General features: G+C 75.4%; 14 protein-coding genes and 1 pseudogene. 10 read left to right on the top strand and 5 right to left on the bottom strand.

Annotated elements, in window-relative coordinates; translation table 11 throughout:
• Positions 1 to 40: 40 nt before the first annotated feature.
• Positions 41 to 622 (bottom strand): GNAT family N-acetyltransferase, encoded by a 582-nt coding sequence (locus tag AB0H57_RS18585; protein ID WP_357507952.1) that lies wholly within the window; start codon positions 620 to 622, stop codon positions 41 to 43.
• Between the two features lie 173 nt (positions 623 to 795).
• Between AB0H57_RS18585 and AB0H57_RS18580 the strand changes: the two are divergent.
• Positions 796 to 1,035, top strand: a pseudogene (locus AB0H57_RS18580) (endoglucanase); the annotation flags it as partial.
• 93 nt (positions 1,036 to 1,128) lie between these two features.
• Here AB0H57_RS18580 and AB0H57_RS18575 read toward each other — a convergent pair.
• Positions 1,129 to 1,446, bottom strand: coding sequence for a TraR/DksA family transcriptional regulator (locus AB0H57_RS18575; protein ID WP_357507950.1), 318 nt, complete (start codon positions 1,444 to 1,446; stop codon positions 1,129 to 1,131).
• Between the two features lie 379 nt (positions 1,447 to 1,825).
• Between AB0H57_RS18575 and AB0H57_RS18570 the strand changes: the two genes are divergently transcribed.
• The 5 genes from AB0H57_RS18570 to AB0H57_RS18550 all read left to right on the top strand — a co-directional run bounded on the left by AB0H57_RS18570 (position 1,826) and on the right by AB0H57_RS18550 (position 8,144).
• Positions 1,826 to 2,653, top strand: coding sequence for a DUF72 domain-containing protein (locus tag AB0H57_RS18570; RefSeq protein WP_357508052.1), 828 nt, complete (start codon positions 1,826 to 1,828; stop codon positions 2,651 to 2,653).
• Between the two features lie 78 nt (positions 2,654 to 2,731).
• A complete protein-coding gene (locus AB0H57_RS18565) occupies positions 2,732 to 3,313 on the top strand; it encodes a hypothetical protein (protein ID WP_357507948.1) in 582 nt (193 codons plus the stop codon).
• Positions 3,314 to 3,327: 14 nt separating this feature from the next.
• A complete protein-coding gene (locus AB0H57_RS18560; RefSeq protein ID WP_357507946.1) occupies positions 3,328 to 3,864 on the top strand; it encodes a DUF3558 family protein in 537 nt (178 codons plus the stop codon).
• On the top strand, positions 3,861 to 5,345 hold the full coding sequence (locus tag AB0H57_RS18555; protein WP_357507944.1) for a hypothetical protein: 1,485 nt from the start codon (positions 3,861 to 3,863) through the stop codon (positions 5,343 to 5,345). The genes AB0H57_RS18560 and AB0H57_RS18555 overlap by 4 nt, the downstream gene beginning before the upstream one ends.
• 48 nt (positions 5,346 to 5,393) lie before the next feature.
• Positions 5,394 to 8,144 carry a LuxR family transcriptional regulator gene (locus AB0H57_RS18550; protein WP_357507942.1) on the top strand — a complete coding sequence of 917 codons (2,751 nt, stop codon included), beginning with the start codon at positions 5,394 to 5,396 and terminating at the stop codon, positions 8,142 to 8,144.
• Between the two features lie 8 nt (positions 8,145 to 8,152).
• Here AB0H57_RS18550 and AB0H57_RS18545 read toward each other — a convergent pair whose 3' ends face one another.
• From AB0H57_RS18545 to AB0H57_RS18535, 3 genes are read right to left on the bottom strand one after another with little or no spacing between them, the layout of a single operon-like run.
• Positions 8,153 to 8,647 carry a septum formation initiator gene (locus AB0H57_RS18545; protein ID WP_357507940.1) on the bottom strand — a complete coding sequence of 165 codons (495 nt, stop codon included), beginning with the start codon at positions 8,645 to 8,647 and terminating at the stop codon, positions 8,153 to 8,155.
• Between the two features lie 53 nt (positions 8,648 to 8,700).
• A complete protein-coding gene (locus AB0H57_RS18540) occupies positions 8,701 to 9,609 on the bottom strand; it encodes an NAD(P)-binding domain-containing protein (protein ID WP_357507938.1) in 909 nt (302 codons plus the stop codon).
• Positions 9,606 to 10,475, bottom strand: coding sequence for an NAD(P)-binding domain-containing protein (locus tag AB0H57_RS18535; RefSeq protein WP_357507936.1), 870 nt, complete (start codon positions 10,473 to 10,475; stop codon positions 9,606 to 9,608). The genes AB0H57_RS18540 and AB0H57_RS18535 overlap by 4 nt, the downstream gene beginning before the upstream one ends.
• Before the next feature lie 140 nt (positions 10,476 to 10,615).
• On the opposite strand from AB0H57_RS18535, the gene AB0H57_RS18530 reads away from it, so the two are divergent.
• The 4 genes from AB0H57_RS18530 to AB0H57_RS18515 all read left to right on the top strand — a co-directional run bounded on the left by AB0H57_RS18530 (position 10,616) and on the right by AB0H57_RS18515 (position 13,786).
• On the top strand, positions 10,616 to 10,975 hold the full coding sequence (locus AB0H57_RS18530) for a helix-turn-helix domain-containing protein (RefSeq protein ID WP_357507934.1): 360 nt from the start codon (positions 10,616 to 10,618) through the stop codon (positions 10,973 to 10,975).
• A gap of 99 nt (positions 10,976 to 11,074) precedes the next feature.
• Positions 11,075 to 11,758 carry a response regulator transcription factor gene (locus tag AB0H57_RS18525; protein WP_357507932.1) on the top strand — a complete coding sequence of 228 codons (684 nt, stop codon included), beginning with the start codon at positions 11,075 to 11,077 and terminating at the stop codon, positions 11,756 to 11,758.
• Positions 11,755 to 13,098, top strand: a complete 1,344-nt coding sequence (locus tag AB0H57_RS18520; RefSeq protein WP_357507930.1) for a HAMP domain-containing sensor histidine kinase — start codon at positions 11,755 to 11,757, stop codon at positions 13,096 to 13,098. The genes AB0H57_RS18525 and AB0H57_RS18520 overlap by 4 nt, the downstream gene beginning before the upstream one ends.
• A gap of 70 nt (positions 13,099 to 13,168) precedes the next feature.
• Entirely contained in the window at positions 13,169 to 13,786 is a 618-nt protein-coding gene (locus tag AB0H57_RS18515) for a PepSY domain-containing protein (RefSeq protein WP_357507928.1), read from the top strand.
• The last annotated feature ends 303 nt before the right edge of the window (positions 13,787 to 14,089 follow it).

The raw sequence follows: 14,089 nt of genomic DNA, 5'->3' as shown, positions 1-14,089 counted from the left end.
GCGTCCTAGGACGTAAGTCCTCGGGTCGGCGCGGCCGAGTTCACTGCCGCATGATCCAGACAGGCAGCGGGCCGGACGCCACCTCGCGCACCACCTCCCACCCGGCCCGGCGGTAGACCTCGACGTTGGCCGGGTTGCTGGTCTCCAGCACCGCCGGCAGCCCGTCCGCGGCCGCCCGGCGCAGCCCGGCCGCCATCAGGGCGTGGCCCCACCGGCGGCCGGCCTGCGCCGGGTGGGTGCCCAGCACACCGAGATACCAGTACGGGCCCGCCGGCAGCGCGGCGTGCACCGTCTCGTCGTAGGCGTCGACCCGGGCCAGCACGGCGGCGGGGAGCTCGGCGGCGAGCGAGCCGGCCGACGGTTCGTCGCGCGCCGTCGGGGGGTCCCACATGGCCAGCGACGCGCCCCGCCCGACGGTCCAGATTGTGCCGTGGCCCACCCGCTTGTCGAACAGCCGGCCGAAGAACGCGGCGGCGTACCGGGGGTAGCTGGTGTCGTCCGGGAAGAGGTGCCGCAGCACCTGGTCGGCGGCGAAGGCGGCGACCAGTGACTCCAGCGCGCGGGCGCGGTCCGCCGGGGTGGCGACGGTGATCTCGGGGGCGGTGAGCTCGGGGATGGTCACGACCTCCGACGATATACCGCAGCGGGCACCGGTCGCGGCCGGCCGGGACCGGCCCGCGGGCAGGTGCCGCCGGCCGGTTGCACCGGGCGCACGACCAATCTACGCTCACCTATGGGAGCGCTCCCGCGCCTCGCCGTGTCGAACCTCCGGGCAGGTGCGCGTACGGCCGGGCCGTCACCTACACCGGCGACGGCGCCGTCGACACGGCCAGCAGCACCGCCTGGCTCGACCTGCTCGACCGGCTGAAGATCAGCTACGCCAACTGGACGTACTCCGACGCGGCCGAGGGCAGCGCCGCCTTCAAGCCGGGCACCTGCTCCGGCGGCACGTTCGCCGGCACCGCGGTGCTCACCCCGTCGGGGGCGTTCATGCGCGAGCGCATCCGTACCCCGGACAACTTCCCCACCAGCTGACCCGGGCGGCGGTCCCCGGCCGGGGACCGCGATGGCGCGCCCCCGGTGCCGGCACCGGGCATCGGGGGCGGTCCGCCGCCGGGCCGAGACGGGTCAGCGCCTGCTCTGGCAGGGCACGCAGAGGGCCGCGTGCGGCAGGATCTCCAGCCGCTCCGCCGGGATCTGCCCGGCGCAGCGCTCGCACCTGCCGTAGCTGCCCTCGGCCATCCGGCGCAGCGCGTCGCCGATCTGCGCCAGGTTCTGCCGGGTGGCGGAGAGCAGCGCGTCGCGGGTGTGCGCCTCGCCCGGGTCGCCGGTGTCGGCGGTCAGCTCGGTCAGCCGGGCGGTCTGCGTCTCGAACTCGGTGGCCAGCGCCGCCCGCAGTTCGTGGTACCGGTCCGGATCGGCGGTGGGTCGGATGTCAGTGCTCATCTCGGGATCCTCTCGGGGAAAAGAAAAAGGGCCGAAGCTGCGTGAGCTTCGCCCTGGTGGCCGCGCCGGGAAGGTAGGGAGGATCCCGGGGGGCCACGGCCGGTGGGGACGGGACTCGGCCACCGGTGGCTGGGCACGACGGGGCGCCGGCCGGGCACGGCGGGACGCGCCGCCGTGGTGACGGCGGCGCGCAGCGGCAGCCCGGCCAGGTACATGGGCACAACCATAGGCGACCCCGGCGGGGGAACCAATGACTTTCCCCCGGCCTGACGGGTGCGTCCGGGAATCGCCCGGGCCGGCCGGATACCGTACCGGCGGCGCGGGCCGTCCGCGCCGGGGCACCGGGGAGGGGCGGATGCGCCTGCACGTGGGCTGCGCGATGTGGGCGCACCGGGCCTGGCCGGGACGCTTCCTGCCGCATCCCCTGCCGGCCCGGGAGCGGCTGCGCGGGTACGCCGGCTGGTGCACCGCGGTCGAGGGGAACACCACCTTCTACGCGACGCCGACCCGGGAGACGGTGGCCTCCTGGGCGGAGCAGACCGACCCGGGCTTCCGGTTCGTGCTCAAGCTGCCGAAGGTCGTCACCCACCAGCACCGGCTCACCGGCGGGGACGAGGCGCTCCGGGTGTTCCTGGACACGATCGAGCCGCTCGGGCCGCGGGCGCACGCCCTCTGGATCCAGCTGCCGGCCTCGTTCGGTCCCACCGACGTGCCGGCCCTGGCCGGCTTTCTGCGCCGGCTGCCCGCCACCCACCGATACGCCGTGGAGGTCCGCCACCCCGCGTTCTTCGACGACCCCGGGGCGGTGCGCGCGCTGGAGCGGACGCTCGGCACGGTGGGCGCGGAGTGGATCCCCTTCGACACCACCGCGTTCTTCCGCACGCCGCCGACCAGCGACGCGGAGCGGGAGTCGTGGCTGAAGAAGCCCCGCACCCCGCTGCGCACCCGCGCGCTGACCGACCGGCCGGTCGTCCGGTACCTCGGCCGGGACGACCCGGCGCGCACGGTCGAGGGCTGGCAACCGTGGCTCGACGTGGTGACCGGCTGGCTGCGCGAGGGACGCTCGCCGACGGTGTTCGTGCACACCCCGGACAACGCCGACGCGCCCGAGCTCGCCCGCCGGTTCCACCAGCAGGTCCGGGCCCGGCTGCCCGCGGTCGCCCCGCTGCCCGAACCGGCCCCGGTCGGGCCGTCGACCCTGTTCTGACCGGGCGGGTGGCCGGCCGGTGACGGCATAGGGAATCACCCGATTCCCGCACCGGCCCGCCGCCCTAGCGTGAGTCACATGGCCCGTCACCTGCCCACGCCGTCCCGCACCGGCGCACCCACTGCCCCCGGCCGCCTCCCGTGGGCCGGCCGGCGCCGGCTGGCGCCGCTGCTGCTGCTCGCCCTGCTCCTCCCCGCCGCCTGTGCCGGCTCGGCCGACACCCCGCCCGCGGGTGGGGACGCCGCCGTCGACGCCGACAGCGGCGGCGACGCCCCGGCCGCGGGTCAGCCCGACCCGGTGCCGGCGTGCCCCTTCACCGCCGAGCAGGCGTCCGAGCTGGCCGGCCTGGCCCTCACCGACCAGGGCAACTGCCTGTTCGGTGACGGCCGCGGCGTGGCCAGCCTCACCATCACCATGGCGTCCCGGCTGGCCGGCGAGGCCACCTGGGACTACCAGCACGACCAGGCCGGCAAGCGGTTCGAGCGGGTGACCGACGTCGACCGGGGCGTGCGGGCGTACGTGGCCGCCAAGGACATCGAGGGGGAAGCCGTGATGATCACCGACAAGGGCAGCTACACCGTCACCATGAGCAGCTTCAGCATCGACGTCGCCGGCTACGAGCAGCGGCTGCGCCGGCTGCTCGAGGCGATCCCGAGCTGAGCGGGGATCCCGACATGCGTAGCACGCGCCTCGCGGCCCTCGGGCTGGCCGCGCTCGTCCTGGTCACCGGCTGCACCCGCCCCGCCACCGGCACACCCGCGGCCGCCCCACCCGCCGCACCCACCTCCCCCGACCCGCTGGACACCGAACCGACCCCCGCGGAGCCGAGCGAGGCGGCGCCCGCCGAGCTGCCCGACGCGTGTGCCCTGGTCTCCAAGGCGGAGGCGGAGAAGCTGGCCGGCACCAAGCTGAACGACGCGGTCCCGGTGCGCGACACCTGCACCTACACCGGCCCGGTGACCGGCCCGACCGCCCAGGTCGAGGTGTACGTCGGCGACGGCGTGAAGAAGTACCTCGACATCGAGCGCGAGCTCAAGCACGAGATCCGGCCGCTGCCGGGGCTGGGCGAGGAGGCCCACCTCACCGGGGAGGCGTTCTTCATCCGGAAGGGCGACCTCTGGGTGGCGGTGCGGTTGACCCGGCTCACCGATCCGGAGGAGAACCGCCGGCCGCTGGAGACCCTCGCCCGCACCGTCGCCGGCCGGATGTGAGGGCACCGGTGCCGCGCCGCCGGGGACGGGCCCTGCTCGCCGCCGTGCTCACCGTCGCCGTCGCGCTCGCCGGCTGCGACCGGCTCCCGGCCGCGCAGCGGTCCGGCGGTGCACCGGCCGCCAGCGAGGAGGACCTGAGGTACGGGGCCGCCCCCGCCCCCGCCCCCGACCCGGACGTCACGCTGCAACCCGACGTGGTCCTCGTCGGCGGTGGTGGCCGTTCGATCCGGTCGGTCACCTCCGACGGACTGACCTGGCGCATCGACGGGCGCGCCCGCAACGCCGACCAGCTCGCCCCCGGCAAGGTCATGTTCGTCACCGGGCGCGGGGTGGGCCGGGTGCTGGACATCGCCGAGGACGGCGGCGACCTGCTGGTGACGATCGGCCCGGTGGACATCACCGAGGTCATCCGGGACGGCACCTTCGCCAAGCAGGGGATCACCCTCGACGATCCGGTGGTCTATCCGGCGGGCGACCCGTCCTGGGCCGAGTCCTCGCCGGCGACGCCGAGCAGTTTCGGCCGCAGCCGCCCGATGCGAGGTGGGCTGCTGCGGGCACCGGCCGCCCAGCCGGTGCAGCCACCACCCGGGCGGGACGGCAAGGCGGCCACCAGGGCCCAGGGCTACCGGGTCTTCTCGAGCTGCTGCACCAACGGGGTCGGCGCCCACTTCACCTACGACGACGGCGGGGTGCGCCTCCTCGGCACGGTCACGCTCACCTTCCGGCGCCCCGACGCCATCTTCCATCTCGCCATCGGCGCCGGCACGGTGACCCGGGCGGAACTGGAGATCAGCGGCGGGTTCGGCATCAAGGTCGACTTCGAGGGCGGCATCCGGGACGGCAGGAACCACAAGAAGGCCTTCCCCATCGCGGCCGACTTCTCGTTCCCCATCGGGCAGGTGGCCGGGATCCCGCTGTCGTTCACGGTCAGCCAGACCCTGGAGGTCGCCACCGCCTTCGGGGCCAAGCTCGGCACCGTCAAGGGCGGCGGGGAGTACTCGCTGGCCGGCAAGCTCGGCTTCGGCTACGCCAACGGAACCTTCGGCCCCCGGGTCACCAAGCAGTTTCAGCGCCGCACCAGCCTGCTCAACTCGCTCACCGGGGTGCCCGTGGGCGTGATGGGGCTGGTCGTCCGGCACGGCGTCCGGTTCACCGTCGGCATCTCCGCCTTCCTGTTCAGCGCCGGCGTCTACTTCGAGCTGACCACCTCCTACGGCTCCACCCTCGGCTCGGCGCTCGGCGCCCCGTACGCGCAGTGCCGGGGCGTGGCCATCGGGGTGAAGGCCACCTTCGGCATCGGCTTCCGCATCCTCGAACCCGTCGTAAAGGTGATCAACAAGTTCCTCAGCCTGCTGCAACCCTCCCGCGCGCCGGTCATCCCGCCCATCCCGACGGAGAGCGGTCCCAAGTGGAGCCAGGCCATCCACAGCGCCGAGGAGATCACCCCGAAGGTCCCGGCCTGCGGACACCCCCCGACGTGAACCGGCGGGTCACTGGGCGCGCTGGCACGCTCGTGCCACCATGCCGCCATGAGTGCCACCCTGGTGGGCCGCGACGCGACCGTCGAGCAGGCGTGGCGGTCGCTGGCCGGCCCATCCCCGGTGATCGTCGAGGGACCCAGCGGCATCGGCAAGACGGCGCTGTGGCGGGCACTGGTCACCCGGGCCGAGCAGGCCGGCTGGCTCGTGCTGGTCGCCGCGCCCACCGAGACCGAGGCCGTGCTGCCGTACGCCGCGCTCGCCGACCTGCTGCGGCCGCTGGCCGCCCGGGTGCCGGCGCTGCCGCCCCCGCAGCGGGTCGCCGCCGAGGTGGTGCTGCTGGCCACCCGGGCCGACGGGGTGGTCGACGAGCGGGCCGTCGGCGCCGCCACCCGCTCGTTGCTCGAGTCGGCGGCGGGCGGGGACGTCCCGGTGCTGCTCACCGTCGACGATCCCTGCTGGCTCGACCCGCCCAGCGAACGGGCGTTGCGGTTCGCGCTGCGCCGGCTCACCCGCCGGCCACAGGTGTTGATCACCCACCGCACCCACGGCGACGACCCGGCCGACACCCCGCTCCTGCTCGACGACGACCACACCGCCGGGCCGCCCAGCCGGGTCGCCGTGCCGCCGCTCGGCGCTGGGGCGCTGCACCACATCGTCCGGGCCCGGCTCGGCGGCACGCTCAGCCGGCCGCTGCTCGCCCGCATCGTCCGGGACGCCGACGGCAATCCGCTGCTGGCCATCGAGCTGGCCCGGGCCGTGCTGCGGCTGCCCCGGATGCCGTCGCCGGGCGAGGACCTGCCGGTGCCGTCGTCGATGCGGCAGCTGCTCGCCGGCACCCTCGGCGCGCTGCCCCCCGGCAGCCGGGACGCGGTACGCCTGGCCGCGCTGCTGACCGTGCCCACCCTGCCGGACCTCGCCCGGGCCGGGGTGCCCGCGGACGCCTTCGACGCGGCCGAGGAGGCCGGACTGCTCGGCGTCGGCCCGAGCCGGATCGGTTTCACCCACCCGCTCTACGCCGCCGCCGTGCGCGAGGGCGTCCCGCCGGGGGTCCGCCAGCGGCTGCACCGGATCCTCGCCGACGCGGTGTCCGACCCGGACGAACGGGCCCGCCAACTGGCCCGGTGCACCGCCGCCCCGGACGCCGCGGTCGCCGCCGAACTCGCCGCCGCGGCGGCGCGACAACGCGCCCGTGGCGCGCCCGCCGTCGCGGCCGCCTGGTACGAACGGGCCGCCGACCTCACCCCGCCCGACGCGACGGCGGACCGGGACCGGCGGCTGCTCGACGCGGTGCAGTGTCACCTCGACAGCGGCGACTACGCGGCGGCCGGCGTGGGCGCGGAGGCCGCGGCCACTCGGCTGGCCGGGCCGGCGCTCGCGGAGGCGCTGCTGCTGCGCGCCACGGTCGCCTGGTGCGTCGACGACCTGCCCGGCGCGGTCCGGACGGCCGAGCGCGCCCTCGCCGCGGCCGGCGACGACACCCGGCTGGCCGGCCGCGTGCACACCCACCTGACCCTGTTCCACGACGCCCCGGAACCCGCCCGCCGGCACGCCGAGGCGGCCATCGGGCAGCTGTCGGACCGGGCGGACGAGCGGTCCCTGCTGGCCGCGGCGCTGCTGCTGCTCTTCTTCCACGAGGTACGCGCCGGGCGTCCGGCCCGCACCGAGCTGCTCGACCGGGGGCTGGCGCTGGAGGCCGGCGAGCCGTCCTGGCTCGCCGGGTCGATCCCGGCGATCTGGTGGCGGGCCACCGACGAGCACGTACGGGCCCGGACCCGACTGCACGACATGCTGGGCCGGGCGGTGGCCCGCGGCGACGAGCCGTGGCAGCACGAGATGCTCACCCACCTGGGCGAGGCGGAGCTGCTGGCCGGCCGGTTCACCACCGCCGGCGAGCACATCGCCGCGGCCCGTGAGCTGGGCGAGCAGCTCGGCACCGGCCTGGTCGGCGAGACCTGGCTGGCCGGCCTGCTGGACGCCTACCGGGGACGGCTCCCCGAGGCCGGCGCGGTGGCCGAGGGCGGCCTGCGCCGCGCCGCGGAACTCGACGACGCCTGGAGCCGGCGGATCCACCTCCAGCTGTCCGGGTTCGTCGCCCTCTCGGCGGGCCGGATGAGCGAGGCCGCCGCGGCGTACGGCACGCTGGCGGCGGAACTGGACGGGTCGCGCATCGCGGAACCGCTGGCCCAGCGCTTCGAGCCGGACTGGATCGAGGCGTGCGTCGGCGCCGGGGACCTGGACACCGCCGGCGCCGCACTGGCCCGACTCGCGCGGCGCCACGAGCGGCTGCCCCGGCCGTGGACGATCCTCGGGCTCGCCCGCAGCCGGGTGCTGGTGGCCGCCGCGGCGGGCGCGGACCCGGTGGCCGAGCTGGCCGAACTGGCCGCCGCCCGGGCTCGCGTGCCGGCCGACGTACTGCCCCTGGACCGGGCCCGCTGCCTGCTGGTCGCGGGCCGGGCACACCGGCGGGCCCGCCGGCGGCGGGAGGCCGGCGCCGCGCTGTCCGTCGCCGCCGCCGAGTTCACCGCGATCGGCGCCGTCGCCTTCGCCGACCGGGCGCAGGCGGAGCTGGCCCGGATCGGTCGCCGCGCCCCGGCGCCGACCGCCCTCACCGCGACCGAGGAACGGGTGGCCCGGCTCGCCGCGCAGGGGCGCACCAACCGGGCCATCGCCGACACGTTGTTCATCAGCCCGAAGACCGTCGAGGCGAACCTGGCCCGGGTCTACCGCAAGCTGTGCATCTCCAGCCGGGCCGAGTTGGGCGCGGCGATGGGCCGGCCGCCGGGACCGGTGCCCGGCTGAGGCGGCCGTCAGTCGTCCCGTTTCCAGGTCACGGTCGGCTGACCCGCCCGGCACCGGACGTCGACCTCGATCCGCCCCCCGCCCCCGGCGAAGACGACCCGCGCGTGGTCGTCCGGTTCGCCGTCCTCCCGCTCCACCCGGAACCCCTGGGCCGGCGACGTGGTCAGCCGCACGATCGAGCCGGTGCAGGCGGCGATCACGGTGCCCCCCGGGGTGGAGCGCACCGTACGGGCCGCCGCCGCGGTCGGGACGGCGGACGGCGGGCGGGCGCCCGGCGTACCGCCCGGCGCGGCGGTGCGCGACGGCGCGGGGGTGGCGGCGGGGGCCGGCGACCCGGTGGCCGTCGCCAACTCCCGCGCCACCTGGTCCGCGCTGACCACGTGCCCGGACTGCCCGGCCCCGATCCCGTCGCCGATCACCCGGACGGCGGCCAACCCGGCGCCGGTGGCCGCGACGGCGGCGACCAGCCAGCCCACGGTCACGAACAGACTTCGACGGCCCATTCCCCTACTGTGCCCGGCCGATGGTTAAGCCCGGCACAAGGGAACGCTAAAAGTCAGCCGTCGGCCTTGATCACCTCGTAGAGCGCGGTCCAGTTCCTGGTCGAGTAGCCGGCGGCGATCGCCCGGTCGTAGTGCGACTTGACCGCCATCGGCAGGGCGACGTCGACGCCGAACGTCGCACTGGTCCGCACGATGTGGTCGGCTGTCGCGCCCATCATCCGGGCGGTGCTGAGATCGCCGGGGTGCTCGCCGCCCTCCAGTTGTCGAGCCAGCTGCGCGCCGTCGCCGATCATCGCGGGAATGCCGGTGAGGGTGGTCAGCACGCCGGGCAGGAAGTCGGCCGCCCGGACGCCCGCGGCGGTGACAAGAGCCGTGGCGTGCAGGAGGCTCGACAGGGCGGTCAGGAACACGTCGAGGTGAGCCTGGTAGAACAACTGGGCCAGGCCGGGATCGGCGCCGAGGTACTTCGGCTCGCCGATCACCCGCAACAACGGTTCATGCGGGTCGAAGACGTCCGCCGGCCCGCTGTAGAACACGTACGCGCCGCGGTTCCCGATCGCGGGAGCGGGCACCATGATCCCACCGGTGATGAAACCCGCGCCGTGTCCGGTGGCCCATGCCGCGGCCCGCCGCGACGCCTCCGGCGTATCGGAGCTGAGGTTGACCAGGACCTTGCCGCGCAGTGCGGCAGGTCGCCGCTCGTCGTCGACCACCGGGGCGAGGATGTCGTACATGGCTAGGTAATCGGTCAGGCTGATGATGGTCAGGCCGCTGGCAGCGACCGCGTCGGCAGGTGTGGGTGCCAGCACGGCCCCGGCGCCGACAAGGTCGTCGGCACGGCCGGGCGTACGATTCCACACGGTGACGGGATGCCCGGCCCGCAGCAGGGTGGCGCCCATCGCCCGGCCCATCGGCCCGAGGCCGATCACGGTGACCGGGGCGGATGTGTCGGTGCTGCTCATCGCGGGCCCTTCAGTTCCTCGAAGATGCGGGCGGTGCCGTGGTCGCCGAATCCGGCGGTGATCTGGCGTTGCACGAGGTCGTGCACCGGCCGGAGTACCTCGACGGCGACGCCCTGCTCGGCGGTGGCCCGCAGCAGTGCGGCCAGCGCCGTCTCGGTGAACCGCAGGCTCTGCTGGCCCTGCCCGGCGTAGTCCTTGGCGTCGACCGTCGCGGCGAAGCCAGCCAGCTGGCCGGTCATGGCGGCAAGGAAAGGCACCTGCACCGCGGCGAACTCGGTCGCCGACACGCCCGCGGCGCCAACCATCGCCGCGCCGTGCAGAAAGCCGGCGAGCATCGTGTACATGCCGGTCAACATCGCCATGTCGTAGAGCGCGGCCAGACCCGCGTCCGGCCCGAAGAAGCTGCTGGCGCCCCACCGGTCCAGCAGCGGCCGGTGCTGCTCGAAGGCGGTGGCCGAGCCGCTGTACAGGATCGCCGAACCTGGACCGCCGATCATCTGCGGGACGGCCACGATTGCCCCGTCGAGGTAGACGATGCCCCACGTGGCGGCCCAGGCGGCGAGCTCGCGCGACTCGTCCGGCGTCGTGGTGGTCAGATTGATCACCGTACGCCCGGACAGGCCCGCGGCGACCGGATCGAGCACGTCATGCACGGACCGGTGGTCGAACAGGCAGACGACGATCACGCCGTCGCCGGCCACCGCCTCCTCCACATTGCCGGCAACGACGGCGCCGCGCCCGCCAAGGGCCTGTGCCCGACGTGGGCTGCGGTTCCACACGACAGTGGGTCGGCCGGCGTCGAGGGCAGCTCCGGCGAGGGCGGTGCCCATCGCCCCCAACCCCAGGACGGTGGTGCTGGTGGTCATCAGATGTTCCTTCGTTCTGCTCGGTGACATGAGAGGCGCGCCGATCACCATCGTCCGCGGGTACTTTCGTGGTGGCTAGTACCCACTAATTTGTTCAATACTTACTCTTTGGTAAGTGTCCAGCACTGGGGGGGAACTCGATGGGATCGAACGCCAGGCGCGGCCCCTACGTCTGCGGCATCGACGCCGCGATGGACGTGGTCTCGGGAAAGTGGAAGTCGCTGATCCTGTGGGAGCTGAACAACTACGGCACCCGCCGCTTCGGCGAACTCAGGCGCGGCCTCGCCGGCGTCAGCGAGAAGATGCTCATCCAGCACCTGCGTGAGATGGAGGAGGACGGGCTCATCCACCGTGAGGTCTACCGCGAAGTACCGCCCAGAGTGGACTACTCCCTCACCGAACATGGCAGCTCACTCAACGAAGCCCTTCGCCCGCTGGGCGCATGGGGCAGCCAACGATGCGAGCGCCTGGCCGCCGAACGCGACCCCACCGGCGAGTGACCCGAAGACACCTTCGTCCGGCCCGAATTCGTCGACTCCACCAGCAGGCCGGGTCAGGGGGCCTGCCGCGCGGGGCGGGGTGGCGCTAGCGTTGCCGGCGTGGCCCGCCTGCTGCTCATCGAGGACGACCCGGCGATCCGTACGACGCTGATCCGGGCCCTGCGCGAGCGGGGACACGCGGTGGCCGCCGTCGGGACCGCGATGGCGGGCCTGCAGTCCGTCCTCGACGACCGTCCCGACCTCGTGCTGCTCGACCTCGGCCTGCCGGACCGCGACGGCGTGGAACTGCTCCGGATGGTCCGGGCGGTCAGCCCGGTCCCGATCATCATCGCCACGGCCCGCGACGCCGACCGGGACGTCGTGCTCGGCCTCGACGCCGGCGCCGACGACTACCTCGTCAAGCCCTTCACCGCCGCGCAGCTCGACGCCCGGATCCGGGCCGTGCTGCGCCGCGGCGGCGACGGGCCGCCGCAGCCGGCGGTGCTGGTCGTCGGCGACCTGCGGGTCGACCCGGCGGCCCGGCTGGCCAGCCTGGCCGACGAACCGCTGGACCTGACGCCCCGCGAGTTCGACCTGCTGCACTACCTGGCCCGGCGCCCCGGGCAGGTGGTGACCAAGCGCGAGCTGCTGACCGAGGTCTGGCAGGTGCCGTACGGCGGCGCCGACAAGACCGTCGACGTGCACCTGTCCTGGCTGCGCCGCAAGCTCGGCGAGACCGCCCGGGAGCCGCGCTACCTGCAGACCGTGCGCGGCGTCGGGGTACGACTCGGCGCGCCCCGGTGAGGCGGCGGCTGACCCTGCTGGTGGCGGCCACCATGTGCCTGGTGCTGCTCGCCTTCCTGGTGCCGCTGGCCGTGCTGCTGCGCCGGGTGGCCGAGGAGCGGGCCCTGGTGGCCGCCACCACCGAGGCGCAGAGCCTGATCGCCCTGGTCGGAGCGGCCGACCCGGCCGGGCTCGGGCTGAGCGCCGAGCAGCTGGCGGCGACCTCCGGCCGGCCGATGACGGTGTTCCTGCCGGACGGGACGGTGCTCGGCACGCCCGCCGGCCGCTCCCCGGCGGTCCGGCTGGCGGCGACGGCGGGCCGCAGCCTGACCGTGGCCGGTCCGGACGGCGCCGAGATCGTGGTGGCGGTGCGGGGGCGACAGGACGGCAACGCGGTGATCCGCACCTTCGTGCCGCGCGCCGAGCTGACCCGTGGCGTGGCCCGCGCCTGGCTGGTGCTGGCCGGCCTCGGCGTCACCCTGCTGCTGGTCGGGCTCGCCGTCGCCGACCGCTTGGCTCGTACGCTGATCGCCCCGATCACCGAGCTGTCGGCCGTCTCGCACCGGCTGGCCGGGGCGGAGCTGACCGCTCGGGCCCGGCCGGCCGGGCCACCGGAGCTGCGCGAGGTGGCCGGCGCGCTCAACCACCTCGCCGAACGCATCCAGCAGTTGCTGCAGGACGAACGCGAACAGGTGGCGGACCTGTCGCATCGACTCCGTACGCCGCTGACCTCGCTGCGGTTGGAGGCGGAGTCGCTGACCGACCCGGCCGAGGCGGCCCGGGTCGGCGCCCGGGTGGACGCCCTGGAACGCGCGGTGAGCGGGCTGATCCGGCAGGCCCGGTGGCGCCGCGACGGCGACGCGGCGGCCGGCTGCGACGCCGCGGCGGTGGTCCGCGACCGGGTGGCGTTCTGGTCCGTGCTGGCCGAGGACACCGGCCGGGCGGTGCGGCTGGACCTGCCTCCCGGACCGCTGCCGGTCCGGGCGCCGGCCGACGAGCTGACCGCCGCGGTGGACGCCTTGCTGGGCAACGTCTTCGCGCACACCCCGGACGGCACCGCCTTCGCCGTCGCCCTCCGGTCCCGGCCCGGGGGCGGCGCGACGCTGCTGGTCACCGACCACGGTCCCGGCGTGCCGGGCCTGGCCGAGGGCGACCCCGGCGGGCCGGCAGCGGCGGACGGGCCCGACGACGGGCCGGTACGCCGCGGGGCCAGCTCCGCCGGCTCGACCGGTCTCGGGCTGGACATCGCCCGGCGCGCCGGGCTGGCCAGTGGGGGCGGGCTGTCCCTCGCCCCCCGGCCCGGCGGCGGCCTGCGGGTGACCCTCGAACTGGGTCCGCCGCGCGCCTTTACCTCCGCTTAGGGTCCGCACAGCGCGCCGCTATCCCGCAACGCGCGAACCTCAGGTCATCAACGACCGCAGGAGGTTCACGATGACCAGGACCGCACTCGTACTGCTGGCCACCGGCGCGGTGGCCGCGGTGACCGGCACCGCGCTCGGCCTCGGCGCCGCCGCAGCCGACACCGCCCCGGCACCGGCCGGCCGGCACGCGACGGTCGAGCCGGGCGACGACCGGGCCGGCCGGCCCGACGACCACCCGACGAACGGCGACGACGCCGCCGGCCGCCCCGACGACCACCCGACGAACGGGGACGACGCCGCCCGGACCGCGACGCGTGCCGCGCGGCCGGCCGGTGACGTGCCGGCCGGCGCCTCGGCGGGACACGACCGCGCGGTCCAGGTCGCGCTCGCGCGGACCGGCGGCGGCCGGGTCGTGAAGGTCGAGGCCGGGACCGAGCACGGCCGCGCGGTGTGGAGCGTGCGGATCGTCCGGGACGACGCCCGGCTGCGGGTGGACGTGGACGCGGCGACCGGGCGGGTGCTGCGGGCGCCGGCGACCGCCGTGCGGAGCGACGACGGGACCGGGCGGGACGACCACGGTGGCCGAGGTGGCGACGACCACACGGGCGACGACCACAGTGGCCGTGGCGATGATGACCACGGCGACCGCAGCGGCGACAACCACGGTGGTCACGGCGACGACGACTGATCGGACGGAATCGGGGACGGGCCGGCACACCGCGCCGGCCCGACCCGGTGGTACCCGACGCGGCGGGCAGTCGGCACGAGGTACCGGCTGCCCGCGCTCGTGAAGCGAGCCCCGGCCCGCGGGTCACTCCTTCGCGGCCGGTGTGCCCCGGCCACCGCCTGGACGCCCGCCGGGCTCGCGCCGGCCGCCGCGCGCCCACCCCGGCGGGCGCCTAGACGAGTAGTTCCGATGTCAGGGGTCGATGTCTGGGCATGAAGAGAGGGTGTCGATGATCATGTTGTGACGCAAGACCTCGACACCCTC

The sequence above is a fragment of the Micromonospora sp. NPDC050686 genome (assembly GCF_040654475.1).
In the GTDB taxonomy this organism is placed as follows: domain Bacteria; phylum Actinomycetota; class Actinomycetes; order Mycobacteriales; family Micromonosporaceae; genus Micromonospora.
Note: the sequence above shows the minus strand (reverse complement) of the source record. Positions and strands in the feature narration are given on the sequence as shown.